The organism is Natronorubrum sp. A-ect3 (assembly GCF_041821125.1).
GTDB lineage: Archaea > Halobacteriota > Halobacteria > Halobacteriales > Natrialbaceae > Natronorubrum > Natronorubrum bangense.
In genome coordinates this window covers 354,602-381,367 of the sequence record NZ_JBGUBB010000002.1, presented here as the reverse complement: position 1 = coordinate 381,367, position 26,766 = coordinate 354,602, and the positions used below count along the sequence as shown (strand labels likewise).

Sequence of the window (26,766 nt, the reverse complement as noted above, 5' to 3'; positions counted from 1 at the left end):
CCAAGAGGCTACCCTTATCGGGCAGGCCGTTCGAAGGGTTCGATATGCGTGTCACCTTTCTCGGAACCGGGAGCGCAATGCCGACTGGTGAGCGCTTCCAGACGGGAGTGCTCGTTCAGGAGAACGGTCGAACTCTGCTCGTCGACTGTGGCTCGGGCGTCTTGCACCGACTCCAGCAATCCGGCGTCGGCTACGAGCGGATCTCGACGGTGTTGTTGACCCACCATCACCTCGATCACGTCGCCGACCTGCTGCCACTGATGAAAGCCCGCTGGCTCGCCGGCGAAGACCACCTCGAGATCGTCGGTCCGCAGGGAACGAAAGCGCTGGTCGACGACCTGCTCGACGTTCACGAGTACATGCAGGACAAACTCGATCTGCAGGTTCGGGAGGTCGTCGCTGGCGAGTTCTCCGTCGCTGGCTTCGACGTCTCGGCCTACGAAACGCGCCATTCGCTGCCGTGTCTGGCCTACCGATTTGGCGATCTGTTCACCTTCAGCGGCGACACCGAGGCGTTTGCCGGACTGGCAAACTTCGCCGAAGGTTCGGCAATCCTGGCACACGACTGTTCGTTCCCCGACGACGTCGACGTCTCGAACCACCCGACGCCGGAAACGCTCGGCAAAGCACTCGCCGGCCGAGAGATCGGACGGGTTTACCTGACGCATCTGTATCCACACACCGAGGGCCGTCACGACGAGATGCTCGAGTCGATCGGCACCCACTACGACGGCGATGTCCGCTTCGCCGAGGATCTGAAAACGATCTCGGTCGAGTGATACCAGCGACGAATCCGTCAACAGCGGGCAGTGAGCTGTCAGACGGGCTGCTGTCCCGATCACCAGAGACGGGGTCGGTGAGCGGCGGTCACTGACGACAGCAGTCCGTCTCAGTGTCGCCGATGAACTTCTTTGTCGCCGATCCTCACTCCTGGGTTGACGACCCCATCACCTGTGTTCAAAGCCAACGCCACCCATGCCTAACAGTGATATCCGAACGAAGTATATAGCAGTAGTTTGTAGGATCATAACAACAGAATGGTCCCACAACTCCAATCAGCCTATTTCGAGGCGATAGATGGATGAGCGTCCCGAATCGTCTCGCAGACGTCGTAACCCGTCACTCTCGAGTCGTTATTCTTGCCCTCCTGTTGACGACAGCACTCATGGGTGCAGGTGTGTCGATGGTCGACGACGAGTCCTCACTCGAGCAGTTCGAGACTGACTCACCGGAGGCCGAAGCGCTCGAGGATATCGACGAGCGCTTCGCCGCTGAAGGCGATGAGAACACGACATCAGTACAACTGATCGCGAGAGGCGATGGCGTCCTGACACAGGAGTCGTTGGTCAGTTCACTTGAGTTCCAAGAAGAGATTCACGCGAACGAGTCGATCAACGCGACGCTCGTCGAGAACGATTCGATTACCGGCGTCGAAAACCTCGTCGCGATCACGGCAATCACCAACGAGCAGGTTGCCGAAATCGAAGCGCAAAGTGCCGAACTCGAGCAGCGTGAGGCCGACCTCGAGACCAGACGCGGCACGCTCGAGGATGGACTCAACGAGACGGTCGCACTCGAGCGGCAGTCTCAGGCCGACCTTGCAGCAGGCGACGAGGCAGCTGCCGCAGACACGGAAGCCGAAATCGAGGCGACACTCACACAGGCCGCCGAGGAAGCCGAACTCGACGATGAGCAGACCGCAGAGTACACGGAGTTTGGCGACCAGGCTCGAGAGATCGAGGCTGACCGCTGGGCACTCGAACAACAGTATGACGATCCGGCGACGAACCCCGAGGTCGCTGACGACTACGAGGCGCTAACCGAGAGCCTCGAGGACGTCTATGCCGGCGCGACGTTCGGCGTTCTCGAAGACGAGTACGACCAGCTCGAAGCGGACTCCGAACAGCTTCAGGAAGACCAACAGGCACTCGAGGAAGGTGGTGATGAGCGACCGTCGCTCGAGGCACAGATCGAGGCGCTCGAGGACCTCGATGAGGAGGAGTTCGAGGACGCACTCACACAGACGCTCTCTGACGACGGTGATGGCAGCGGGGCAGCACTTGGCTTCATGCCGACGTCGTATGAGCCTGGCACGACCGAGGCCGACGCTCGCATGACGCTGGTCTCCCAGCAGACGGGCGGCGAGATGATGGGGATGGAGGGTGGCTCCGGTCCGGCACTCGACGCTCAACTCGACCTTCGTGACCTCGCAAACCAGAACGAACAGGAGTATCTTGTCTTCGGCTTTGGCATCATCAACGACGAGATCGATCGATCGATGGGCGACAGTCTCGCGATTGTTGGCCCGCTCGCGCTGTTGTTCGTCGTCATCGCACTGTCGGTCGCCTACCGCGATCCAGTCGACATCGCGCTGGGGGTCGTCGGTATCCTCGCCGTGCTCGTCTGGACGTTCGGCTTCATGGGATGGGCCGGAATCGCCTTCAACCAGATGATGATCGCGGTGCCGGTGTTACTGATCGGGCTCTCGATCGACTACGCGATACACGTCTTTATGAGACATCGAGAGCAACGCGAGATCCAACGGATCTCGGATGAGCGAGCGGGAAGCGACGCGACCCGCGAGCAACGCGAGACGGGTGGTGTAGACAGTACCGTCCGCGGATCGATGACGATCGCACTCGCGGGCGTCGGTGTCGCCCTCATCTGGGTGACGGCGACAACTGCGATCGGATTCCTCGCGAATCTCGTCAGCCCGATCGGCCCCATTCGGGAGTTCGGGATCGTCAGCTCCGTCGGCATTATTGCAGCCCTGATCATCTTCGGCGCACTCATTCCTGCGCTGAAAGTCGAGATCGATTCGGCACTCGAGGCACGCGGCTGGGGCCGACACAAGCGCGCGTTCGGGACCGGTGAGGGCCGATTTACGAGCGCCCTCACGCTTGGCTCGACTGCAGCCCGAAAAATCCCGCTTGTCATCCTGGTCGTGGCACTGTTGCTCACTGCTGGCGGCGTCTACGGCGCAAGCGAGGTCGACACCAGTTTCGACGAGGAGGATTTCCTCGCCGAGAGCCCGCCCGCCTGGACCGAGAAGCTCCCAGCAGGGATGGCTCCCGGCGAGTATCAGGCCAAAGCTGATCTCGAGTTCGTCAACGAGAATTTCCAGCGTGATGATACGCAAGCGCAGATACTCATCGAGGGAGACATAGCCGACGACGGGAGCTTACAACAGGTCGCTGACGCACAGGACGAGGCGGCAGCGACCGAATCCGTCTACACGCTCGCAAACGGTGAGGCAGATATCCGAGGGCCGCTCTCGGTGATGGAGGAGACAGCAGCCCAAAACGAGTCGTTCAACGAGTCGTTCCACGCTGCCGACACGGACGACGACGGTGTCCCCGACCAGAACGTCGACGCACTGTACGACGAACTGTTCGAGGTCAACGAGGATGCAGCCAGCAGCGTGCTCTACCGAACCGACGACGGCGAGTACGATTCAGCGCGGTTGATCATCGCCACCCGCGGTGACGTCGGCTTCGGTCAGACGACCGACGATATGCGCGCCATTGCCGGAACAATCGACGCCAGCGGCACCGGCGATCAACGTAATCTCGATGCCGGCCCCGGAGAACTGAACGCGATTGCAACCGGCGACCCACTCGTCAACTACATCGTCGAGCAAGATCTGCTTGATACGGTGCTCCAGAGCCTGCTGATCACGCTCGTCGCCGTCTTCGGGTTCCTGACAGCAGCCTACTGGCTGACCGGAAACAGCGCGACACTTGGAGCCGTGACGCTGTTGCCGGTCGCCTTCTCGGTCAGCTGGATTCTGGGGACGATGCATCTCATCGGGATGCCGTTTAACGTGTTGACCGGGATGATCACCAGCCTCACGATCGGGCTCGGTGTCGCCTACAGTATCCACATCAGCGCCCGCTACACGCTCGAACTCGAGCGCCAGGGCAACGTCTGGTCGGCGATGCAGACGACTGTGACCGGAACCGGCGGCGCACTGCTTGGCAGTGCCGCAACCACCGTCGGTGGCTTCGGTACCCTTGCCTTCGCCATCCTCCCTGTCCTCCGGCAGTTCGGGATCATCACCGGGCTGACGATCACGTATGCGTTCCTCGCGAGCGTCGTCGTCCTCCCGACGCTGCTGGTGTTCTGGACGCGATACTTCGGTCCGGACGTCTCCTTTGCGATGTCGGGAGCGACCACCCAAACGCCAACGGCAAGTGACGGTGGCACCGAAACCGAACCAAATGCGACAGGAGACGACTCACGAGGCGATGAGTAGTGACTGATGAAAGCGACGCCCTCGACGCGTTCGAACGGCTCGGGCTCACCAGCTACGAAGCCAAGGTGTTCATCGCCCTCCACCGACTCGGCTCCGGTACGGCACGCGACGTCGCCAGCGTCACCGACGTTCCCCGATCGCAGGTCTACAGCGTCGCCGAGAGCTTAGAGAACCGCGGCCTGCTCGAGATCCAGCAGTCGAATCCGATCCGCTACCGGCCAGTCAGCATCGAAGAAGCACAGGCCACGCTCGAGGCACGGTTCGAACGCGAACGCGAACGGGCCTTCGAGTACGTTGACACGGTCAAACAAGAGTCGACGACCGAGGAGACACAGGAAGACATCTGGACGGTTCGGAGCCGCGACCGCGTCGACGACCGCGTCGTTGATCTGCTTTCACAGGCCGAGGAGACGATCGTCTTCGGAACGCGGCTGCCAGCGCTCGTCACGGAGCCGATCAAACGGACGCTCGAGGAACAGGCCGCAGCCGGCGTCTCAGTGCTCGTGATTAGCCGCACTGATGAGGTTCGGGCACAACTCGGTGCGCTCGAGGGCGTCGAGACCGCGGTTCCACCAGCCCATCGCGGCGACGACCAGCGCTCGGGCCGGATCGTCATCGTTGACGACGACAGCCTCCTGTTGAGCGTCGTCGGTGACGACCACAGTGAGACGGCGATCTGGAGTTCCGACTCGCTGTTTGCCTCGGTGTTGATCCAACTGATCCAGGCGAGCGACGAAGTACAGCCCGACACCAACTGACCGAAAAAGCGTCGTCGGCGAACTCACTCGAGCCGATAGCGCAACAGCGCCGCGATGCCGCCGAGGTTCGCGAGTTGCTGGCCGGGTGGGAACTCGCTCGAGAAGACCGTTACCTCGCCGCCTTTCTGTTCCGCTGTGCGAACGATGTCGTCGACATCGATCGCCCACTCGCCGTCCGGGCCGCGCTCTTTTCGGAGTCGGTCGTCGAGGATGAGCAGCCGTTCGATCGCGCCGAACTCGGCGGCTTGCTTGACCTCCTCGGGACCGTAGGCGGCTTTCGCACCCTCGGCAATTCGCTTCGTGAGTTCGTCGATGTACTCGGCCTCGCTCTCGATGCGAGTCTCCTGTTGGACGTCGGCGACGGCGCCGCGTTTGAGCACCTCGTGGACGCCGCGGTCGCCGACGCTAGCCGTATCGACCATCGTGATCTGCTCGGTGATCTCGGGCTCGTTCTGCTCGAAATACTTGTAGGCGTCCTGTTTCGTAAAGCCTGGCCCGGCGAGGATGATCGCGTCCGCATCCTGTCGCCTGAGGACTTTGCCGAGTTCGGCGAACAGCTCCGAGCGGCCGCGAGCGTACTCGCCTTTCCCAGTCGTACCGGTGATCGTCGCCCGCTCTTCGGTGCCGTACTGGGCGACCGTATGGACGTGGGCCTGTCCCTCCTCGACGGTCGCAATGGCGACGTCGGGGTTTTCAGTCGCTTCTTCGGCTTCCTCGAGGCGGGCCTCCTGGTCCGGTTTGAACCGTTTCTCGATCGAGAGTTCGTCGCGTTCCTCGACGTTCAGGGTGTGATGAAAGCCCAGTTGGTCCTCTCGCGAGCAGGCGACGATCTCGCCACCGACCCGGAGCCGATTCGCGAACTTGTGGAACTCGATGTCGTCGACGGCGATGGCGACCCACATGTGTTCGCGCTCGCCGCCCGTATCACGCATCTGGTCGTCGTTGCGCTGAATCCGCCGGGTCGTATCGCCCGCGACGCGGTCGCCGGGCTCTAAGACGTACTGCAAGTGCCAGAGGTCGTCGACGCTCTCGGGGACGACGGTCACCCGTTCGCGCCCGCCCTCGACGTGCTCCCGGTCTTTGATCTGCATGGCCGTGGCTTTGCGCGGAATCGGTAAGTGGGCTGCGATCCCTCGAGCGACTCGAGTGGGTCCCGGCGACGGGCCGTCTCGGTTTCGATCGGCGTTCGTATCGACTCGCACCACAGTCACGTTTGGTACAGTGTGGCATAGTTAGGGGCGCAAGGTATGCACGCTCGAAGCCACTAGAGAGTATGAAACTCGCACACGTCCAGCTCTTCGAGGACTTCGGCACACGCTCGCTTGCGGTCCACGCCATCATGGTTGTCACGTTCGCCAACGCGGTGCTGGCAGGGCTGTTCATCCAGGGGCAGATCGGACTCGTTTCCTTTGTCGCCTTGCTCAACTTTACCGCTGGACTGTGGGTCTCCCACTCCATTCACTCGCTTGGAAACGTGGCCAGCGACGACGAGTACAACGGGATCATCAACGAGTTCCTGGACACTGGCACCGACGAATCCGATTCGGGACTCGACACCGGACGCTTCGGTCGCCTGCTCGCACTCATCGCGGCCGTGACGGCGGTGTCGCTGTTGACTTCGGCACAGGTGCTGGGCGGCGAGCTCTTCTCAGTCGCCGTCGTCGCCGTCGGCGCAATCGCGGTGATCACCGCGATTATCGGCTTCCTGATCGCACTCGGGGCATCGTACGACGAGAGCCAGCAGAAATGGGCCGACAAAATCGACCACGACACGGACGCGGACGTTACCGAGAGCTGACCACAGTTCGCCCGTCGACCCTCGAAGTGGCTGGCCCTCATTTTATGATAATCTTCACCAGCCGACATCCCCTCGACTCGAGCGAATGCCGACCGAAATCGATCGCGACCTCGTGGCAACGTCGCTCGAGCACTACGCCGAGACACAGGGCGTGTTGCCCGAGCGGTTAGCGACGTTCGGCGACCAGTACCGCGAACAAGGATATCTCACCCGCGACCAACTCTACGATATCGCTTACGAGTCCTCGACGCGAAGCGCCTACCACGTCGAGTCGAACCCCGAACAGCGGTGTCGGAACGTAACGGCAAACGTCCTCGTGGTCGACGACGACTTCTCGAAAATTCAGCTCCTGTCCGGATTACGCGGGTTCAAAGCGCCGACGGCCTCCTGCGTGCTCACCGCACTCGAGCCCTCGACACACGCCGTCGTCGATACGCGCGTCTGGGCGACCCTCGAGCGATTCGACTACCTCGAGGGACGCAAGGAGTCGTTCGACGCCGCCGACTACGTGGCGATGATCGAGCCGATCCGTGAGATTGCCACGGAAACCAGCTACTCCCCAGCCGAGGTCGGCTACGCGCTGTTCGCCTACGACGACAAACACCGGGAGGGAACGCTACACTGAGCGGGTCACAGACGGGCGTGTGTGACCGCTACTCCTCAGCGATCCGGCTGCCGCCCGGCGGCATGAAGTGCTGGATGCGGTCCGGGCTCGCGATTTTACGGACGAACGACTCGTCAGCGAACTGGTCGCGGAAGCGACGATACAGTCGCTTTGCCGTGTCCGCCTGGGCGTAGCGTCCCGGCTCGAGTTCGATCGTCGTCTCTGCCTGTCCCTCGATCGCCGACGGCGGGCCGCCGATGACGCGGGTGTAGGGCTCACACTGGATGCCGACCGCGACGCCGACCGGTGTATCGCGGTGGTAGGTACGGTCGCCGCGAATCGCGAAGCCGCCTTTCTCGAGATACTCGCCGCTTTCGGGCGTCTTCGTCACCTGATCGGAGTCGACGGCGTAGACGTCACCCGCATAGCGGCCGTCCTTCCAGACCGACGCGTAGGAGACGGCAAACTGGGCAGCCTCCTCGATGCTTGAGTCAGGCAACTCGATGTCCGAGGATGAGGCTTCGCTCGGGTCCGTCGCCTTCAGTACAGTGACGGGGCCGCCGTGGGCCTGCGTGTGCAGGACCTTATCGCCGGGCTCGAGATACTTCTTGACGAGGTCCTCGTTCTGGTCGGCGTTGCGCCCACCGATCACGAGATACCCGTCGCTGGTGTGGAACCAGCGGAAGCGATCGAACCACGGCTCGTTCTCGCGGATCGGGATCGACGGCATCTCGAGCCAGTTTTTCTCCTCGGCTTCCTCATCGTCCGCTTGCTCGTCGCCCTCGTCGTCGGCGTCCCACTCGTCGCGGCGACGCTTTGCGTCCTCGAGATCCTCACGAGTGTCCTCGATGGCCGCCAGCGCGCCCGCTTTCTTTTCTGCGACGCGTTTTGCCTCGGTGTAGAGCCGGTCGGCGTTCTGCTCGACACCGTCGTGAGCGACGAGGTCGATCCGGTCGCCGTCGATGTCGACCGTCACGATCCCTTCACTGCTATCGATGCCGACGACCGCCTCGGCGGCTTCGATCCCGCGCTCGGCACCCTCTTCGAAGCGTGCTTCGATCTCGTCCCAGGGACGGTCCTGCGCGCGAGCGTCCTGAATCGTCGAGAGAATGTCGTCGACGAGGCCGTACTCGGCGTACAGCAACTCGGCTTGCTCCCGAAGTTCGTCGGCCTGCTGTTCGAACCCCTCGATCGCGCCCTGCTGTTGGTCAATGATTCGCTCGTATTTGGCGATCTCCTCGCCGAAATCGGGCTTCTGGGTCGTTGGGTCTGGCTCCTCCTCATCGTCGAGTTCCAGCCGGAAGAAGTAGTCGTCCAGCGCGGCCAAAAACGAGTCGTAGGGCTCGGCCGCTAGCTCAGCGTGTTCCTCGAGTGGGAACGGCGTCGCGTCGACGACGCGGGCACTCTCGTCGTCATCGTCGCCGTCTTCGCCGTCCTCGAGATACAGTCGCGGCTCGAAGTTCGCGTTCCGAAGGTCGAGGGCGAGCCGTTCGATGGCCTCGTAGAGGCGATCGTAGTCGTCCTCGTCGGCGTCGGCGATATCCATCCCTTTCTCGATACCGGCGCGGGTACAGATCTCCTCGGCATAGAGCCCGCCGAAGTTAAGCTGCGTTGCAAGCGTTCGGACGACGTCCGTATCCGAATCTTCCATCTCGAGGTCGAACGCCTCCCGAGACACTGTCAGCGGGTTGAGTCGGCTGTCGGGGAACTCATAGCGCGAACCCGGCACGACGGTTCGGGACTTGAGTCGCACCGTCTCGAGACAGTCGATCACTTCGTACTCGCCGTCGGTGACAGCGACGTTCCCCTGGCCGAACAGTTCGACGATGAGTCGGGTCGTCCCGTCCTCGCGTTCGAAGACGAACTCGAGGATGCGGTCGAACTCGTACTGTTCGACGCCGGCGAAGTCAGCCCCCGAGAGTCGGTTCCGGAGCATCATCGCGAACTGCGGCGGTCGCCCGGGGGCGTCGGGTACCCGCTCGGGGGCGACCGTGTGGGCGCGTTTGATCTCACCGACCTCGAGGATGAGTTCGATGCGGCCGCGGTCGAAATCTCGCATCTTGAGTCGGACGAGATCGTCGCCGTAGAGATACGCCTTGTCGAGCTTTGCGCCCTCGTAGGCCCCGAGTTCCCCGACGAGGGCAGCGAGGTCGACGCTCGTAAGCTCGCGCTTTGGATCCATACGTACACCTGCCCGGCGCTGTCAAAAAGACGTGTCGCTCCGGCGTGGCTGGGTCAGCGCGGACCTGCAGTCGGAAAGCCTAATCCCCGCCGCCTTCCTTGCTGCGTGTATGAGCGACACTGTCGACGCCGGCCGAGTGCGGCCCAGCCGACACGCCCAGCAACGCCAGCAGTCTGATGGAGGGTGCCAGCCATGAGCCAGCCCGACGACCGCCCCTGGAAGCACGTCTCTCGCTTTCCCACGTTTGTCGGCCACCTCGAGGACGAGGGCGCGTTCTCCGTGCGATCGATCGTCGACCAACTCGAGGTCGATATCGACGTCGACGGCATCGTCTACCACGACCGGGGCATCCGCGCCCCCGGCTACGACGCCACCTTCGTCCACGAACCGTCCGGTGCACGTGGCCGACCCGCGTTCAGCGTCGAAGTCGATACGATCGGTCCCCGGAACACCTGGGCGGTGTTCGACGCCCAGCTCGGCTGGGATCTGTACCTGCTCCAGACCGACGACGTGGCGGCGCTCGCGTGGGTCAGCGACGAGGAGTACAAAACTGAAGAGGCGACGATGTTCGAGTCGAAACACGACGCCCTCGCTGCCGGCCGCTTCTCGTTCGGCGTCTTTCTCTATTCGGGCAGCGACTGGGAGGAACGCCTCGAGCGAATCCAACGGACGGACGCCCCCGCCTACCTCAAACGCGACGACGGCACACCGATGATCCCACAGAGCCAGTCCGAGTTCTACGACTACGTCGGCTCAACGCCCACGGAGTTTCGGACGACCGCCGGCGGCGCACCCGAGTATCTGGGTGTGCTCGAACTCGAGGTCACGATCGACTGAGACGGACTGCTGTCGTCAGTGACCGCCGATCACCGATCCCGTCTCTGGTGATCGGGACACCAGACCGTATGAACGGGCTCGCAGCCGGCTACAGTTCTCGCTTTAGCTCCCATCCCTCGAGCGTGTACGCCATCTCCCAGAACCGGTACTCGAGTTTGGCGCTCGTAAGAAACGCCTCGCGCATGGCGTCGTGTTCGCCAGGGAACCGCTCGCCGCAGTCGTCGACGAACTCGCGACACCACGCGGTGGCCTCGCGGAACTCCGCGCTGGTGTACATTTCGATAAAGGGCGTGTACTGATGCTCGCCATCGGCGATCTCGGCCATGTGCTCGGCCACGTCGAGATACCCCTGCATGCACGGAAACAGCGCGGCCGCGATTTCGGCGATCGAACCGTCATAGGCCGTCCGCACGAGGAAGTTCGTGTAGGCGACACAGGTCGGCGCTTTCTCGACTGACTCGAGATCCGCACGCGAGATGCCGTAGTCGGCGGCGAACTCCCGGTGGAGGTCCATCTCGTGGTCGAGGACCTCGTGAGCGACCCCCAGCAGGTGGGTCATCGTGTCCTCGTCGCGGGCTTTTGACCCCGCAATCGAGAACAGTCGCGCGTAATCGAGCAGATACCGATAATCCTGTTTCACCCAGTGTTTGAACGCCCGCTCATCGAGTGTCCCTGCCGCGAGTTCACGGACGAACGGGTGGTTTTTCTGTGCATCCCAGATGTGTGCGCCGTCCTCGAGCAAGCTGTCGCTGAATGTCATCACGTCCCAAGAGAGGGCAGACACGATAGTATACGTAACGAATACAACTCAGTTGTTGCTCGAGCGGGGACGACACCGAGCAGCAGACGTCGACACGGCGAGAGGGCTGTCGTGCTCGAGACGACGGCGACTGACAACACACAGACGCGTCGCTCTCGAGGTCGTGCGATCGTAAAAACACGCCGCGGGGGTGCTCGTTCGGTGGGGGATGAACGAGCTGGGGAGTTCACGGCGCGCTGAGAGGCAACTCAGTGGCCGTTGTCCGGGTGGGGAGATGACAACGGTGCCGACGATCGTCGGCAGGTGAAACGTTATCCCCAACGCCGTATAAATTTTCTGGGGGTGAGTAGTTATATTAGCACTGTGCAACAGGCAATCCTTACCCGCTCTCGAGAGCTGTCACTCGAGGGGAAGTGATCAAAGCACGCCAGTTCGACCGGCGTCCTCAGAGTCGCTTGCTGACGTAGGGGCCGTCCTGGTGGTAGCCGAGTTTCTCCCGGTAGTACTCTCGAGCACCGATACCGGAGATAACGCTGACTTTGTCGTAGCCCGCGTCGGCAGCGAGTTCTTCGGCCTGGTTCATCAGGCGCTGGCCGTAGCCCTGATGCTGGTGTTGGTCTGTCTCACCAGTCCCGCCGACGGCGACTTCCGAGCCGTAGACGTGAAGCTCTCGGATGAGCGCCGTGTTCTCGAGTTCCGGACGCACCGGGTCGTTCGGGAACCGGAGTCGACAGAAGCCGACCAGCAGGTCCTGTTCGAAGTCCTCGAACGAGATGAACTGTTCCGTGCCGCCACAGGCGTCGTAGGTCATCACGTCGAGTTCGATCTCGTCGGGTTCGGCGTCGTTCATACCGGCCTCGCGACAGCGGATACACTCACACTCCCAGCCGTGTTCGTCCATGCGCTTTCGGGCAAGCTGGCGGAGGTTGGATTTCCAGACGCCGGCATCGATGAAGTCAGCCGGAATGTCTCGCTGGACCCGCTGAAGGCGGGTGTAGCGCGGGATCATGTCCTTGATTTCGGCGACCAGTTCGGCGGCCTCCTCGTTTCCGAGTGGGTCGTACTCGCCTTTGTGCCACCAGTCGTAGGTCGCCGTCCCACGAACGATCAGCGTCGGATAGATCTTCAGATAGTCGGGCTTCCACTCCTCCTGTTCGAAGATCCGCCGGAAGTCCTCGAGACACATTTCCTTGCTCATTCCGGGCTGGCCGGGCATCATGTGGAAACCGACTTTGAACGCCGAATCCCGCAGGCGCTGGTTGGCCTCGATCGATTCGGCGATGCCGTGACCGCGGTGCATCTCCCGGTTGATCCGCTCGAACGTGGTCTGGACGCCGACCTCGACTTTCGTGCCGCCGAGTTCGAGCATCCGGTCGATCTGTTCGGGGTCACACCAGTCGGGTTTGGTTTCGAACGTCGTCCCGATATTTCGTATGTCGGCCGTCTCGTTTTGTTCGATGACGTCCTCGACGTACTTCCACTCGTACTCCTCGGGGTCCTGTGCGAAGCTGACGCCTTCTGCCGGTTCGGGTTCTTTCTCGACGTCGTAGTCGTTCATCGCCTCCAGCGCGCGCTTGACGAACCACTCCTGGTAGTCATGGCTGCGGGCGGTCATCGTCCCACCCATCAGGATGAGCTCGACTTTGTCGACAGGGTGGCCGATCTCGCGCAGTTGCTCGAGTCGCAGCGTCACCTGCCCATAGGGGTCGTAATCGTTCTGGACGCCGCGGGCCGCAGCGGGTTCTTCGCCGGTATAGCTCTGGGAGGAGGAAAACTCCGAGTCGGGGCCGCCGGGACAGTACAGACACTTCCCGTGAGGACAGCGCTCGGGCGATGTCATGATCGCAACCGGCGAGACGCCTGAGGCGGTGCGGACGGGTTTGCGCTGGAGGACTTCCTGCAACTCCTCGCGGTGCTCGTTAGGGGCGTGATCGAGCAGTTCGGAGTTTTTCGGCACCTTCGGCGCTGAGTGCTCCGAACAGGCCTCGAGTTTGGCCTTCTCGAGTTCGTCGCGCTCGATCTCGCCCGCGAGAATTCGCTCGACGATCATCTCACAGACCTGCTCGAACGCGTCGGTTTCGGTGGGATCGGGCGTCTCGGTGCTCACTACACGTGTTTCGTCGCGCGTCGCGAATAAGCGTGTCGGACTCATAACCGCTCGGTTCGAACGGGCCAGTTTGACGCGGACACAGACGGCACTTGACCGGTGGAACGTCGGTTCGGGCACGACCCGAACGGCCCACACGAGCGAAATATATGCCGGGAGAAACAATGCATACGATTTTTTCGAATCGGCTCCTCTGTTTCGAACGATGCACGAGGTCGAGGTCACATCCGTCGTCCAGCCATCTGCTCGAGCGCTTCGAGAGCAGCTCTCGCCGCAGTCAATTCTCGAGTACGCGGAGATCTACGAGATCCACACCGCTGAGCGGACCGCTGCTGGAACGGAGGTCACCGCCTCCCTCGAGGGCAACGAGCTAACCGTCGTCTTCACCGAACTCGAGAACGGGTACGAGTACACGTTCGTCGACGGCGCGGAGATGTTCGAACAGCGCTATTCAAAGCTCATCGTCGAGAGCGGAGACGAAACCCGCGTCTCGGCGGTCGCTCGGTACTCGTTCGACTCGGTCTGGTCGTTCGTGCTCGACCGACTGGCGGCCGGAACGGTAACGAAAGAGCTCGAAACCACGATTGCAAATCTCGTCGAGGAGACGATCGACGCCGGCTCGGAGCCAACCCCGTCCGACGACTAGGAGACGGCACTGAGTCGCTGTGAGGGAGTGATCTTGCCGACAGCGTGAACTCGAGTCGGCTCAGGTGTCGTACTCGAGGTCCCGGTCGGGGTCGTCTACTGCGTTCTGACGCTCACGTCGCCACTGCTCGGCGTCCTCGATCGTTTCAGTCTCGAGCAGTCGCTCGAGTTTGCGTTCGAACTGCTCGTCGGTTAACTCGCCTGCCGCATAGCGATCCCGAAGCGTCTCGAGGGCGTCCTGCCGGCCCCGTGCGTTCTGCGTCGAGTCAGCGGTTCGGTCCGTCGACTGCTCCGTACTCGTGTCGGTTGATTCGACCCACGTCCCGTCCCACCATTCTGCCTGGGCCTGTTCGTCGCCAAACAGTAAGGCGACCAGCGGAACGACAACGAGGTAGCCGATGAGCATCAGCGGGAGCCACAGCTGCCCGCCCCACGGGCTGAACATGAGCGACAGCCACACCCCGGTTACGATCATCGCTGTCACGCCGGTGATGTTTTCACGGAGCTGTCGGCCCGGATCGGCACCCATACGGGCGTCTGCGTTCCGAACCGACAAAGAAGTTTCTCACGGTTGACAGCAGTGGGACGAAGACAGTGTGGCCGATTACGCGAGCAGTTCGCCGAGTGCCTCGAGTGCAGCCGCGCGAACGGCGTCGCGTTCGCCCGGCAGGAACTCGATATGGCCGTCCTGACCGCCAACGACGGAGACGCCAGCGTTCGATGCTGCGTCGGCAATCGTGTCGCCGAGTTCGCGGACGTCCACCGACTCGGTCGCACGCACGTGAAGTTCGTCGTCGCCGAGCCCGAGCGTCACGAACGGCCCCTCGTCGCGCTGGCGACGGTGGAGTGCATCAAGCAGGAGCGTCGTCGTCGGGAAGTTGTAGCGGTGCATGAACGCATCAGTGTCCAGCAGCGCGACCGTCACACCGTTTACATCCTCGGTTTCGAGGTTTTCTCGTGCCGTCTCGAGTTCGGTCTCGAGTTTCGCACGGAACTGTTCGGAGACGTGCGCCGCAAGGTCACCGTCTCGAGACGTCGCCGCCTCGCTGCCATCGAACAGCAGATCGATGATGAGCTCGCGTTTGTCCTTGTACGACTGGTAGTAGGCCTCGAGCGCAACGGCTTCACGGCGCTCGGAGAGAGCCGTCTCGTCGTAGCCGGCTTCGGACGCGAGGTCGGTGTAGTCCTCGGGGGTGTCCTCCCAGTAGCTGACTGCAGGGAGATGCTCGAGGTCGGCGCGGACGTCGCCGTTGATGTGGGCAGCGACGTTTGCCGCGAGTGCCGTCGAGGTCAGATCCGAGACGTCGACGCCGTCGAGCGACGGGGCGACGGCGACTGAGACGGCGTCGGCAACCTCGTCGTCAGCGCGACTGTCGTCGATGACGACCGTCTCGGCGTCGTACAGCGAGAGCAGGTCGTAGCTGTCGACGGACTCGACCGTCGAGCCAGCGTCGGCGAGAACGACCAGCGGCAGCTGCTCACCGTGGCGGTCGCGTGCCTCGAGCATCGAGGTGACGTCGTTGGTGGCATCGTCCATATCGTAGACGCGGCCGTCAAGCGGACGTCGCTCGAAGTAGTGGTACTCCGCGTCCTCGCGGGTGTGTTTCTCGCGGATCAGCGGGAGGACGGCGCGTTCGATGGCTGCACCGGCGACGTAGCCGTCGGCAGTCGCGCTGTGGCGGACGACGACAGGTCGTGCCTCCATGACGGCACGACGGATCGCGGTCGCTGCGTCTGCGATTCCATCGTTGACGGCCGTCACGGCCTCGTGGTCGGCCAGCAGGTCGGCGTCAGCCGGTCGGGCCTCACGTTCGATTGCGCTTTCGAGGCGGTCCTTGACGGTCTCACGAGCGTCATCCTCGAGAATTTCGAGGGTCTCGGTTTCGACCTGCAGGTCGCCGTGGTGGCGTTCGACCTCGCCCTCGAGGGCGACGACGTCCTCGATCTCGACGGCGGGGTAGGCACGAACGCCAGCCTCTTCGAACGCAGCGCATTCGACGGTGGCGGTCTCGTCGCGGAGTTCGAAGACGGTTGGGCCACTGGTCTGGCGAACGCCAGTGATCTCGCCCTCGAGGCGGACGACGCTTCCGACCTGCGAGTCGATCGAATCGACTGTCGTTCGGTTCAGTGCTGGTTCGGATTCGGGTTCGGTGTCGGCGTCGGTTGCCGGCGTCGATGCGGCGGCGCTTTCGGTCGCGACGGAGCCGCTGCCGGCGGCAACGGTCTCGGACGCGCTCGGTGCGCCAGCACCGTCGCTTTCGCTCTCAGACGCGCTCGATGTTATGGCGTCGTCGGCAGCGCTGTCGGTCTCGCTCTCAGACGCGCTCGATGCCGCCTCATCAGTGTCGCTGTCGACGTCTTCGGGTCGTTTTTCGGTGTCGCCAGTGTCGATCAGTTTACCGCGGAACTCGCGTTCGCGCTGGCGGATCGACCAGCCGAGGTCGACGTTGTCGTTGTCCCGAACGTCGAGAACCTGAACGAAGACGTCGTCTCCGGGTTCCCAGTCGAGACTCTCGAGTCGCTGTTCGAGTTCGCTTCGATGCAACAGGCCAGTGACGTGGTCGCCGATATCGACGAAAACGCCGAAGTCAGCATAGCCATCGACGGTACCCCGGTAGTAGCGACCGGGGGAGAGCTGCGAGGGAGCATTGCCGTGAAAGTCGAATACGACATCCTCTTCGTGACTCTCGCAGATCTCGCCGTCAACGGGTGTGCCACAGATGATACAGTTACCCATCTACTCGAACCAAGCAGTTTCGCCCTAAAACGGTTGTCGAAATGCGCTCGACACGTTACCGCCGAACGCGATCGATTTTCAGTTCGGGTGATCGAACGAAGAAACCGCCTAACGGACAGCACACACGTCCCTACTCGAACACTGGCGACTCGTCTTCGAGGGCCTCGATGTCGTCGACGATCTTCCGAACGTCGTCAGGGAACAGCGACACCTGAATCTCGCTGCCGTCTGCGTCCTCGAAGACGAGCTTGACGCGCTTGTCGCCGAACTCGCGGGCTTCGGCGGACTCGACGTCGAACAGTTTGACCGTCGCCGACTTGTTCGTCGGGCCGACGTTCTTGATCGATCCCTCGTTCAACTCCAGCATGAACTCCTCGAGCGACAGTGTGAGCATACCCCCAGTACGGACCCCGGATAAAAAACGACGCGCATCGACAACGGGGCTGGACCAAGCCGTATGCCGTCGTCCGCGACTACTTTTAAGTTCCATTCGACCCAACGGGTCGCATGCTATGGAGCTCATCTGGCACGGCCACTCGACGTGGCACGTCACCGTCGGAGAGACAGAGCTGTTGATCGATCCGTTCTTCGATAACCCGAAGACCGACCTCGAGCCGGCCGATATCGACACGCCGGACTACGTGCTGTTGACACACGGCCATGCCGACCACATTGCCGATGCAGGCGAGTTTTCGGACGCAACGCTAGTCGCGACGCCGGAACTCGTCTCCTACTGTCAGGCGGAGTTCGGCTTCGAGGACGCCGTCGGCGGAATGGGGATGAACCTCGGCGGCACCGTCGAATGTGGCGACGCGTTCGTCACCATGGTTCGTGCCGACCACACGAACGGGATCATGACCGAAAACGACGCCAGTGGCGGGATGCCAGCCGGGTTCGTTATTTCGGACACCAAGCCAACGCAGGTCAGCGACGAAGAATCGACGGCGTTCTACAACGCTGGCGACACCTCCCTGATGACCGAGATGCGCGAGGTCGTCGGCCCGTATCTCGAGCCCGACGTTGCTGCCGTGCCGATCGGCGACCACTTCACGATGGGGCCGTGGCAGGCCGCCGTCGCCGTCGACTGGCTCGACGTCGACTACGCGCTGCCCCAGCACTACGATACGTTCCCGCCGATCGAACAGGATCCCGAGGAGTTCGAGCGTGAGGTCAAAGCGACAGGCAGCGACGCCGACGTCGTGATCGCTGCGGCCGACGAACCGTTCGAGATATAGTCCCCGGGAGTGCTGCCCGCCACCGACGACGATTTTTCGGTTCGGTCGCCTGTCCCCTGGCTGATATCACCACCAGTAACGTTTACACCACCTGGTGTGGACGTCTCCAGTGCAATGACGAAAGACGTCACCACCATCTCCGAAGAGGGGTTCAGTGCGACGAACGAGATCCGCGAGTTCGAGACGACTATCGACGCAAACGGGGAGGAGGCACCCGACACGCTCGAGGCCCTGCTGGCGGCGTATGGCTCCTGTTACGTCCCGGCGCTACGAGTCGGCGGCCAACAGCGCGGCGTCGACGACCTCGGGAAGATCGAGATCGACATGACTGGCGAACTCAACGACGACGACAAACTCGACTCGATCTCGTTCGAGATCCACGTCGAGGCGGACGTCGACGACGACACCGGTGAGCAGGTACTCGAGCGCGCCTTCGAACTCTGTAAGGTCCACGACGCGCTGAAAGGAGAGCTTCACGCAGAGGCGAACATCACGGGCGACGCCTTCTGAGGCGGCTGGATCGTCGTCGGCATCCAGCGCCACTGCAGCGCATCGGTTTTTTGGGCCGTACTCGTGTCCTCGCAGCCGTCAGCCCAGCGTTCGTGTGTGGCGATCACTCGCAAATGAATGGGCATCTTCAAGATGGTCCTCGAGACAGGTGCAGGCATGTTACGTTCGTTCGATGGGAGAGAACCACAGGTTGCTGACTCGGCTTACGTCGACGAGGCGGCGGTCGTGATCGGCGACGTCGTCATCGAAGCAGATGCCAGTGTCTGGCCGAACACGACACTTCGAGGCGATCATGGCCAGATCGTCGTCGGCGAAGGGGCAAACGTCCAGGATAACGCTGTGCTCCACGAGGATGCCGTCCTCGAGCCGTACTCGACGGTCGGACACAGCGCGATCGTCCACGACGCGACCGTCGCCGAGCGCGCGCTGGTCGGCATGAATGCGGTGGTCCTCGACGGCAGTCACGTCGGCGAGGGCGCAGTCGTTGCGGCCGGCAGCGTCGTCACCGAAGACACCGAGATTCCGCCGTCGACGCTCGTCGCCGGCGCGCCTGCTGAGGTGAAAACTGAGATCGACGACCCCCACCTTGGGGCGACGGCTGACCGATACGTCGAACTGTCGACGAAACACGCAGAAACGTCCGAGCGACTCGACTGACACTCCGCTCGCGGTCGGCAGGAACACCACCGTCCCGGCGTGACAAAACCGATGAAAACCCTGATACAGCTACCAGTCTAATCGAATGCTATGAGCGACAACCCGTGGACGGACCGGATCGTCGGGGCGCGAATGACCGTCGACCAGGCGTTCTCCGCACGGATCGCGGATTCGGAGTTTTCCAACCAGCAGTGGAGTCTCATCATGACTGCTACCGAGTTCGAGATCGAACAGCCCGACGATCCCGACCGTGCGCGGATCGTTGCCAACACCGACAGCGTCGAACAGATCATCCCCGAACTCGAGAATATGCCGACCGGAATGGGGGCGATGGGTGGACAAGGAGCCGGCAAGCAGGGTGGCTCCTCGAGTGGTGGACTGTTCGCCTCGATTAAAGGGGCGCTCGGGCTGGACGGCGGTGACGACGACGATCATGCCGACAAACTGCAGGCCGCCGAACGACTCACACAGGAGTACGCCGACGAGTTACAGTCTCATCTCGAGTCAGAAGGGCGATGGGAGTCGGTTCGAAAATCTGTCGCCGCCGACACGTAGGCTGTACTCGAAGCCACAGCACCTATAGGTGCGCTGCCCGACCGTATGAGTATGAGCGACGAAGTCGACACCACGACAATCTCGATCAGCACTGACGATGAGACGACTGACGAAGTGACACTGCCGTCCGGACTCATCGACCTCGTTGCAGAGGGCGACCAGACCGACGCCGAAACGATCGGCGATATCACGCTGCTTTCGTTTGCCAGCCGTGCTCACCACATCGTCCACCACGGGCAGGGCGCAGACGAAGAACTCGAGGCCCAGGAAGCCCGCGTTATGGACCTGTTCGAGGAACGCTTCGGCGTGACCTACGGCGAAGCAACCGGCCACCAGCACTGAGACGGACTACTGTCGTCAGTGACCGCCGATCACCAGAGACGGGATCGGTGATCAGTACAGCAGACCGTATGAGACGACAGCGAGCCACAGTTCGACTCGAGCGATTTTCCGGCAGACCGACAGCGTCGTGAGTGTCAAACACAGCGACGAAGAACGTAACGGAGCGCTCAGGCACCGACAGCGAGTGCAACAGCAGCCGACGCGACGGGGGGTGTTGTCTGGTCAGCCGATGGTTCCGGACTGTCTGCCTCATCGAGAGACTGTGGCGCTGAATCGACTAGCTCCTCGAACGGATCATCTGCCGGTCCATCCTCCGGCGACTCCTCGAACGGATCATCTGCCGGTTCGTCCGCCGGCGACTCCTCGAACGGATCATCTACCGGTTCGTCCGCCGGTGGTTCGTCAATCGGCGCTTCTTCGAGCGGGTCGTCAATCGGCTCGATCGTCACCGTCGTCTCGGCAGTGTCGTCCTCACTCGAGACGATAACAGGGTAGTCGCCGGGCTCGAGGGCATCAGTGTCCGCGGTCAGCGTCAGGGGCGAGGATGCACCTGCCTCGAGCGAGATCGATGTCGTATCGACGACGGTCTCACCGACAACCAGTTCGATATCCTGCGTTCCCGTCTCGCCACCGACGTTTTCGATGTCAGCATCGACAGTGAGCGCGACGCCCTGTTCGACGGGCGTGTTCGTGCCCGTAATAGAGACGTCGAATTCGGCTGGATCGGTCGGATCAATCTCGCCAGCCGTCGCCGTTTCAGCGGGTTCGACTGCGTCCGCATCGTAGTCGTATCTGGTCATGTCGACTGCCCAGACGAGCCGTTCGTCGTCGGTCTCGGGCGTCCACTCGACGGTAAACGTGTTCGTTCCGGGCTCGAGTTCGTCGACTGGGTCGGCCTCGGTTGTCCCCTCGGTGAACTCGCTGTCGACGAACAGGGCCGCGTCGTTTGGATTCTCGTAGCCGAAGGTGACCTCGATCGCGTCCTCGGTCAGTGTCGTCTCTTCGACGCTGAGTTCAGGGAGTTCGGGACGGACCTGCTCGATGCACTCGCTGGCGTCAGGGTTCGGATAATCGATCTCGCCTGGCGTCGCATCGGGCGAGGCAAAGCCGGTGATCGCAGCGCCGAAGTCGCCCTCGGGAACGGTGACGGTCGCCCCGGCGTCGGTTTCGGTGACGGTGAACTCGTCGCCAGTCTCGTAGGTGATCGTCCCCTCGAACGGCGCGGCGACGTCGTCGCCAACCGTGATCGCGTACTCGCCCATCGTGTTGCCGAAGCCACCCGACTCGTAGAAGCCGGTGGCGACGATGATCGTGTCACCGTCCTCGAACGATCCTGTCACATCGGCCTGCTGGCAGGTGACGAACTCGACATCGAACGGCTCCGGTTCGGGATCGACCGTGTACTCAAGCGAGTCGACCGCGAGCTCGGTCCCGTCCGCGTCGACGACAGCCACCTCGAGCGTCGCATCATCCTCGAGTGAGGGCTCGAGAGCGAGTGTCTCGGCTTCGACAGGCTCGTCGGCCGGGAACGGCTCACTTTCGGCGAGCTGCTCGCCGTCCTCGTCGGTGACGGTGAGGGCGTACTCGACCGACGCGTTCGCTTCCTCGACGGTCAGTGTCTCACCGTCGCCCGTCTGATCCGTCACCTCGAGCGTCGCTTCCGGCTCCGGCTCGGGTTCGTCCACGAGCGTGTATGCGATCGTCTCGCTCTCGAGAACCTCCTGCTCTGCGGGGTCAGCGGCCGACACGACTGCTACCTCGAGTGTCGCATCGCTTTCGAGTGGGGGCTCGAGATCGAACGTCTCTGATTCGACAGGCTCGTCGGCCGGGAACGGCTCACTTTCGGCGAGCTGCTCGCCATCCTCGTCAGTGACGGTGAGGGCGTACTCGACCGATGCGTTCGCTTCCTCGACGGTCAGCGTCTCACCATCACTCTCCTGGTCGCTCACCTCGAGCGTCGCTTCCGGCTCAGGCTCGGGTTCGTCCACGAGCGTGTACTCGAGCGAGTCGGTCGCGAGCTCTGCACCATCCGGTCCGACGACGGCGACATCGACAGTTGTAGCCGCCTCGAGCGGTGGCTCGAGGTCGAGTTCCAGCTCGGTGACCGTCTCCTCCGCTTCGAACGTGTCGCTCTCAGCCGCGGCTTCGTCGGCAGTGGCTGTGATGGTGTACTCGACGTCTGCGCTCGCCTCGTCGATGACGAGCGTCTCGCCATCACCCTCCTGGTCGCTCACCGAGAGGGTTGCCTCGGGCTCGGCAGGCTCGCTAACGGTCACAAACGCCGTATCGAGGACCGGGGCTCCGGTTGGGGTGACGTACGGCTCGTCGTCCGCGCCATCGCTTTCGGCGTACTGGAACGTCTCGTCACCGGTCGTCTCGTGGTGGACCACCGCGACGAGTGGCTGGTCGTCTTCGATCGGTGTCTCGAGGTCGATCTCGACGTCGTCGTGGGCGCCGGGCTCGAGGTAGTCCGACGAGCCAAGCACGCCAGCAGGGTCGGCGACGGCATCGCCGCCGTAGATCGCCACGAAGCCGCCTTCCGAGAGATCGACGCTATCGACGACGACGCTGTCGCCGTCACGATCCTGATCGGCGAACGTGATCGTCGCCTCACCCTCGAGTTCGTCGATCGCTTCGACGCGCTGGGTGAGTTCGACCTCGAGGAACTGACTGAGTTCGACGTCGTCGTCGATCTCCTCCTGAACGGCGTATGCGGTCGCGTCTGCCGCCGACTCCTGTGTCAGAACCTGCAGCTGTGTGATGCTAATTCGCTGATACTGCACTGCTCGAGCCGTCTCCTGACAGGCAGCGCTGGCGGCGAACTGAAGCTGTTCGACGGTCGCGTCCTGGTGCTGGACCAGCACACCGCTTGCGCTGCCGGCTGCGAGCACTTGCACCTGTGTGACGTCGATGACCTGGCGCTGTATCACGGCCCCCTCGCCAGCACCGAACGAAGCGGCCTGAATCTGTTCGACATCGACGACCTGTTGCTGGATCGCCGACTCAATCGCTCCCTGTGACGCACCGACGGCAGCGTACTGGATCTGTGTGATCGAGACCTCCTGTTGTTGGACGAGCACGCCACCAGCAGCCCCGTCAGCCGCGGCCTGAATCTGCTCGAGAGTCGCGTCCTGACTCTGGGTTATCGACCCCTTAGCTGCACCGAACGATGCCTCCTGAATTTGTGTGATCGAGATCCGCTGGATCTGTTCGATACTGATCGACTGGACCTGTATCAACGATCCCTTGCTCGCCCCGCGTGCAGCGGCCTGGGTCTGCTCGACTGTCACCGTCTGTTGCTGGACGAGCGCGCCCTTTGCAGCCCCAGTTGCGGCCTTCTGAATCTGCTTGATCGTCGCCCGCTGGTACTGTTCGATCTCGACGCGCTGTTCTTGCTCGAGGACGACCTCGCTGCTCCCCTCGAGCGCCCCTGCGGATGCGCCCGCTGCCGCGTGTTGGACGTGCTCTAACGTGACTTGCTGGCGCTGTTCGACCGTGATCTGCTGGTACTGCTCGAGCACGCCGTAGGCCGCGCCCTGTGCGGCCTCCTGGATCTTTGGCGCGTGCGTGATGTCTTTCTCGCCGGCTTCGCTCGCCGCTCCAGCGGCACCGCCGCGAGCGGCGACCTGAATCTGCTCGACGGTCACGCGCTGTTCCTGGGCGACCGCACCGTGTGCGGCCCCCCACGTCGCACTCTGCATCTGACTCGCCGAAACCGTCTGGAACTGCGCGAGTGCGCCGTCGGTCGCCCCGCTGACGGCGAACTGGACCTGCTCGGCGTCGACCTGCTGGGCTTGCATCAGCGAGCCGTGGACTGCCCCCGTCGTCGCCTCCTGGACCTGCTCGACGTCGGCTTGCTGGTGTTGGGCGACTGACTCGCGTGCGCCCTCGAGCGCTGCTTCGCGCTGCTCCTGGCTCACCTCCACACCCTGAGACTGTGTGAGTTCGATTCCCTCGTCGACGCCGTCCTCGACAGCATCATCCTGTTGGGTCGACAGCGATGGTTGTGCGTCGCTGGTAGCACCATCCAGCTCCGTCGGTGACGCCATCGACACCAGCTCGAGATCGCTGACATCGCCGGCGTCGCTTGCAACACCACTCGAGGCGTGTGGATCCTCGGTAGACGCTGCCTCACCATTCACACTGGTTGCAGCCTCGCCCTCATCAACCAGGCCGCTGCTGCCGCCGAGCACCGGCAACGCCATCACGCTCGTCACCATCAACACGGCGACGAACGCCACGGCGACTCCACCCCATCTGGTCATCGCTCACAATCCCCATAGCTCGGTGCCCGTCGCCCCACAGCAGCTGTCACTGTCTCGACAGTCAACTGTCGTCTTCGGTCCCCGCCGCGATAGCGTCGCCGTTGTACCCACATGCTCACTGATTGCATCAGTTTCCCATCACCGGACTGAACGAGTGCATAAGCCCCGCTAGTCGTTTCAGTTGCCGATTGAACACAATCACGGATTATCACCCTCGAGAACCGCGAATAAGGCCGAGAGGCGAGAGGAGCGCCCCACCTCCAGAAGTGGGGTGGATGTCAGGAAATCGAGCGTCTGTTCACGGCGGCCGCCGTCGCAACAGCCAACCGGACGGCGTCCCGATTCGAACACTCGGATAAGTGATAAGAATTGGGCTATTTCGCGCCGATGGCGGGGGAGAAGACAGCGACTGGCACACGGAGAACGAATTCGCAGTCCTCGGCTCGGAAACCGAAGTGTTGAACTAGGTTTACGAGAGTGAGGTCGTATGGCTACGGAACAAAACTCGGTCGCGCTCGTCGATGGCGACGTCGTTCGTCAGTTCGCTCGAGCGGCGGTGCTCGCGGCGCTGCTCGGCGTGTTGGGGACGATTCCGATCCCGATGCCGCTCTCGCCGGCGCCGATCACCCTGCAGGTACTGTTCGTCTTCCTCGCCGGCCTCGTGCTCGGGCCGGTCTGGGGGACTGCGTCGATAACACTGTATCTCGCCGCCGGGGCGGTCGGGGCGCCGGTGTTCTCCGGGTGGGAAGCCGGACTCGGACCCCTGTTCGGACAGACCGGTGGGTTCCTCTGGTCGTACCCCCTCGCTGCCGGGTTGGTCGGCCTCCTCGTCCACCGGGGCACCGACCTCCGCGATCCCGCATCGGTTCCGCTGCCGATCGTCGTCGGGGCGCTCATTGCGGGGACGCTCCTCATCTACGGCATGGGGGCGGGGTACGCGGCCTGGCTGCTGGCCCTCGAGCCCTGGGAAGCGATCGCCGTCTTCGCGCTCCCGTTTATTCCGGGCGAACTGCTAAAGATGGCCGCGGCGATCGCGATCGTCAAAAGCGGCCGAATCGAACCGATCCAGTCGTGACCGGACGACCGCGGACGGTGACGCGCCAATGATCGAGTTCCGCTCCGTTTCGTACGCGTTCGAAGACATTCCCGTCCTCGAGGACCTCTCGCTGACCATCGAGGACGGCGAGTTCATTCTCCTCGCAGGAGCCAACGGCAGCGGGAAGACGACCCTGTTGCGCCACTGCAACGGGCTGTTGACCCCTGACGAAGGCCAGGTGCTGGTCGACGGCACGCCGGTCGCCGAGGACCTCGTCGCCGCGCGCTCGAGCGTCGGGATGGTGTTCCAGCACCCCCGCGATCAGTTCGTCGCGGCCACGATCGGCGCCGACGTCGCGTTCGGACCCGAGAACCTCGGCCTCGAGCGCGACGAGATCGACCGCCGGGTCGAGAACGCGCTCGAGGCCGTCAACCTGGCGGACCGTGAGGACGAACGCATCGACGCGCTCTCGGGTGGGGAGCAATCGCGTGTTGCCATCGCGGGCGCGCTTGCGATGGACCCGACCCACCTCGTCCTCGACGAACCGTTCACTGGGCTCGACGCGCCAGCCCGCCGATCCGTCCTCGAACGCCTCGAGGCGCTGTCGGCCAACGGGACGGGTGTCCTGCTGGCGACCCATGACCTACGGGACGTGCTGGGGCTTTCCGACCGCGTCGTTGCGATGCGCGACGGTCGGGTCGCCGTCGACGAGCCGCCCCAACGGGCTCGCGAGGCGCTGTCCGGCCTCGAGGTCCGCGTCCCCGACGCCTAACCATGCTCACGTACGTCCCTGATGACACGCTGGCGCACCGGCTCGATCCCCGGTCGAAGCTGGCGGTGCAGATCGGGTTCGCGACGACCGCGCTGGCTCACACCGGCTCGCGAGCCCTGCTCACACTCACCGTCGTCGCCGCGCTGATCCTGGTGGCTGCTCGCGTCCCACCTCTCGAGGCACTGTACGCCTACCGATACGCGCTGGTCTTCCTCGGACTCGCGCCGGTGATTGCGGCGATCACGCTCGGCTCACCCTGGATCGACATCGAAGACGGACTCGCCTCCGCGCGAGCGAGCTATCGAGTCTTGCTCATCTTACTCGTCAGCGCGGCATACGTCCGCTCGACCCCGGTGCGAGCGTCTCGAGCCGCGATCCAGCGAACGATCCCCGGCAAGCCCGGCCAACTGCTCGGCATCGGCGTCGCACTCGTCTTTCGGTTCCTGCCAGTCTTGCAGGCCGATCTCCGGACGATCCGCGACGCGATGGCTGCCCGGCTGGGCGACGAGCGAGGGGGCATCGAGCGCGCCAGCACGCTCTCACTGCTCGCGCTCTCGCGGGCGTTCGACCGGGCCGATCGACTCGCACTCGCCTTGCAGGCACGCTGTTTCGCCTGGAACCCGACGCTGCCCGCGCTGGCGTTTTCGCGGGCCGATTACCCCGTGCTCGTGGGCGCCGTCGTGCTCGCGCTTTCGGCTGCGCTGTGAACGC

23 protein-coding genes are annotated in these 26,766 nt (G+C 63.1%); 15 read left to right on the top strand and 8 right to left on the bottom strand.

Annotated features, from left to right (window positions below):
- Positions 1–44: 44 nt before the first annotated feature.
- The 3 genes from ACERJA_RS08530 (at position 45) to ACERJA_RS08520 (ending at position 5,013) form a co-directional block, all read left to right on the top strand.
- On the top strand, positions 45–779 hold the full coding sequence (locus ACERJA_RS08530) for an MBL fold metallo-hydrolase (RefSeq protein WP_373607782.1): 735 nt from the start codon (positions 45–47) through the stop codon (positions 777–779).
- A gap of 302 nt (positions 780–1,081) precedes the next feature.
- Positions 1,082–4,255: an MMPL family transporter gene (locus tag ACERJA_RS08525; protein ID WP_373607781.1), complete on the top strand. Its 3,174-nt coding sequence runs from the start codon at positions 1,082–1,084 to the stop codon at positions 4,253–4,255.
- Positions 4,255–5,013 (top strand): TrmB family transcriptional regulator, encoded by a 759-nt coding sequence (locus ACERJA_RS08520; protein ID WP_373607780.1) that lies wholly within the window; start codon positions 4,255–4,257, stop codon positions 5,011–5,013. The genes ACERJA_RS08525 and ACERJA_RS08520 overlap by 1 nt, the downstream gene beginning before the upstream one ends.
- A gap of 23 nt (positions 5,014–5,036) precedes the next feature.
- Here ACERJA_RS08520 and ACERJA_RS08515 read toward each other — a convergent pair whose 3' ends face one another.
- Positions 5,037–6,104: an mRNA surveillance protein pelota gene (locus tag ACERJA_RS08515; RefSeq protein ID WP_373608466.1), complete on the bottom strand. Its 1,068-nt coding sequence runs from the start codon at positions 6,102–6,104 to the stop codon at positions 5,037–5,039.
- A 182-nt stretch (positions 6,105–6,286) separates the two neighbouring features.
- Between ACERJA_RS08515 and ACERJA_RS08510 the strand changes: the two genes are divergently transcribed.
- Complete coding sequence (locus ACERJA_RS08510) at positions 6,287–6,811, top strand: hypothetical protein (protein ID WP_373607779.1); 525 nt, start codon at positions 6,287–6,289, stop codon at positions 6,809–6,811.
- An 85-nt stretch (positions 6,812–6,896) separates the two neighbouring features.
- Positions 6,897–7,436: a hypothetical protein gene (locus tag ACERJA_RS08505; RefSeq protein WP_373607778.1), complete on the top strand. Its 540-nt coding sequence runs from the start codon at positions 6,897–6,899 to the stop codon at positions 7,434–7,436.
- Positions 7,437–7,464: 28 nt separating this feature from the next.
- Here the strand turns inward: ACERJA_RS08505 and rqcH are convergent, their stop codons facing one another.
- Positions 7,465–9,597 carry a ribosome rescue protein RqcH gene (gene rqcH / locus ACERJA_RS08500; protein WP_373607777.1) on the bottom strand — a complete coding sequence of 711 codons (2,133 nt, stop codon included), beginning with the start codon at positions 9,595–9,597 and terminating at the stop codon, positions 7,465–7,467.
- Positions 9,598–9,789: 192 nt separating this feature from the next.
- On the opposite strand from rqcH, the gene ACERJA_RS08495 reads away from it, so the two are divergent.
- Positions 9,790–10,434 (top strand): hypothetical protein, encoded by a 645-nt coding sequence (locus tag ACERJA_RS08495; RefSeq protein ID WP_373607776.1) that lies wholly within the window; start codon positions 9,790–9,792, stop codon positions 10,432–10,434.
- 88 nt (positions 10,435–10,522) lie between these two features.
- On the opposite strand, the gene tenA is transcribed toward ACERJA_RS08495, so the two are convergent.
- Complete coding sequence (gene tenA, locus ACERJA_RS08490) at positions 10,523–11,194, bottom strand: thiaminase II (RefSeq protein WP_373607775.1); 672 nt, start codon at positions 11,192–11,194, stop codon at positions 10,523–10,525.
- A gap of 445 nt (positions 11,195–11,639) precedes the next feature.
- A complete protein-coding gene (locus ACERJA_RS08485) occupies positions 11,640–13,301 on the bottom strand; it encodes a tRNA uridine(34) 5-carboxymethylaminomethyl modification radical SAM/GNAT enzyme Elp3 (RefSeq protein WP_373607774.1) in 1,662 nt (553 codons plus the stop codon).
- 205 nt (positions 13,302–13,506) lie between these two features.
- Between ACERJA_RS08485 and ACERJA_RS08480 the strand changes: the two genes are divergently transcribed.
- Positions 13,507–13,947, top strand: a complete 441-nt coding sequence (locus ACERJA_RS08480) for a hypothetical protein (RefSeq protein WP_373607773.1) — start codon at positions 13,507–13,509, stop codon at positions 13,945–13,947.
- A 60-nt stretch (positions 13,948–14,007) separates the two neighbouring features.
- On the opposite strand, the gene ACERJA_RS08475 is transcribed toward ACERJA_RS08480, so the two are convergent.
- From ACERJA_RS08475 to ACERJA_RS08465, 3 genes are all read right to left on the bottom strand, one after another.
- A complete protein-coding gene (locus tag ACERJA_RS08475) occupies positions 14,008–14,475 on the bottom strand; it encodes an SHOCT domain-containing protein (RefSeq protein ID WP_373607772.1) in 468 nt (155 codons plus the stop codon).
- A gap of 75 nt (positions 14,476–14,550) precedes the next feature.
- On the bottom strand, positions 14,551–16,683 hold the full coding sequence (locus ACERJA_RS08470) for an OB-fold nucleic acid binding domain-containing protein (protein ID WP_373607771.1): 2,133 nt from the start codon (positions 16,681–16,683) through the stop codon (positions 14,551–14,553).
- Between the two features lie 130 nt (positions 16,684–16,813).
- Positions 16,814–17,077 (bottom strand): hypothetical protein, encoded by a 264-nt coding sequence (locus ACERJA_RS08465; RefSeq protein WP_373607770.1) that lies wholly within the window; start codon positions 17,075–17,077, stop codon positions 16,814–16,816.
- A gap of 118 nt (positions 17,078–17,195) precedes the next feature.
- On the opposite strand from ACERJA_RS08465, the gene ACERJA_RS08460 reads away from it, so the two are divergent.
- The 5 genes from ACERJA_RS08460 (at position 17,196) to ACERJA_RS08440 (ending at position 19,982) form a co-directional block, all read left to right on the top strand.
- A complete protein-coding gene (locus ACERJA_RS08460) occupies positions 17,196–17,918 on the top strand; it encodes a metal-dependent hydrolase (RefSeq protein WP_373607769.1) in 723 nt (240 codons plus the stop codon).
- Between the two features lie 114 nt (positions 17,919–18,032).
- Positions 18,033–18,428, top strand: a complete 396-nt coding sequence (locus ACERJA_RS08455) for an OsmC family protein (protein ID WP_373607768.1) — start codon at positions 18,033–18,035, stop codon at positions 18,426–18,428.
- A 117-nt stretch (positions 18,429–18,545) separates the two neighbouring features.
- Entirely contained in the window at positions 18,546–19,085 is a 540-nt protein-coding gene (locus tag ACERJA_RS08450; RefSeq protein ID WP_373607767.1) for a gamma carbonic anhydrase family protein, read from the top strand.
- A 90-nt stretch (positions 19,086–19,175) separates the two neighbouring features.
- A complete protein-coding gene (locus ACERJA_RS08445) occupies positions 19,176–19,640 on the top strand; it encodes a DUF5799 family protein (protein ID WP_373607766.1) in 465 nt (154 codons plus the stop codon).
- A gap of 51 nt (positions 19,641–19,691) precedes the next feature.
- The gene (locus tag ACERJA_RS08440) at positions 19,692–19,982 is read left to right on the top strand and encodes a hypothetical protein (RefSeq protein WP_006064679.1); all 291 of its coding nucleotides are present in this window, start codon (positions 19,692–19,694) and stop codon (positions 19,980–19,982) included.
- Between the two features lie 167 nt (positions 19,983–20,149).
- Here ACERJA_RS08440 and ACERJA_RS08435 read toward each other — a convergent pair whose 3' ends face one another.
- Positions 20,150–24,247: a hypothetical protein gene (locus tag ACERJA_RS08435; RefSeq protein ID WP_373607765.1), complete on the bottom strand. Its 4,098-nt coding sequence runs from the start codon at positions 24,245–24,247 to the stop codon at positions 20,150–20,152.
- Between the two features lie 487 nt (positions 24,248–24,734).
- On the opposite strand from ACERJA_RS08435, the gene ACERJA_RS08430 reads away from it, so the two are divergent.
- From ACERJA_RS08430 to ACERJA_RS08420, 3 genes are read left to right on the top strand one after another with little or no spacing between them, the layout of a single operon-like run.
- The gene (locus ACERJA_RS08430; RefSeq protein ID WP_373607764.1) at positions 24,735–25,322 is read left to right on the top strand and encodes a biotin transporter BioY; all 588 of its coding nucleotides are present in this window, start codon (positions 24,735–24,737) and stop codon (positions 25,320–25,322) included.
- A gap of 28 nt (positions 25,323–25,350) precedes the next feature.
- The gene (locus ACERJA_RS08425; protein WP_373607763.1) at positions 25,351–26,055 is read left to right on the top strand and encodes an energy-coupling factor ABC transporter ATP-binding protein; all 705 of its coding nucleotides are present in this window, start codon (positions 25,351–25,353) and stop codon (positions 26,053–26,055) included.
- A gap of 2 nt (positions 26,056–26,057) precedes the next feature.
- Positions 26,058–26,762, top strand: a complete 705-nt coding sequence (locus tag ACERJA_RS08420) for an energy-coupling factor transporter transmembrane protein EcfT (RefSeq protein ID WP_373607762.1) — start codon at positions 26,058–26,060, stop codon at positions 26,760–26,762.
- The last annotated feature ends 4 nt before the right edge of the window (positions 26,763–26,766 follow it).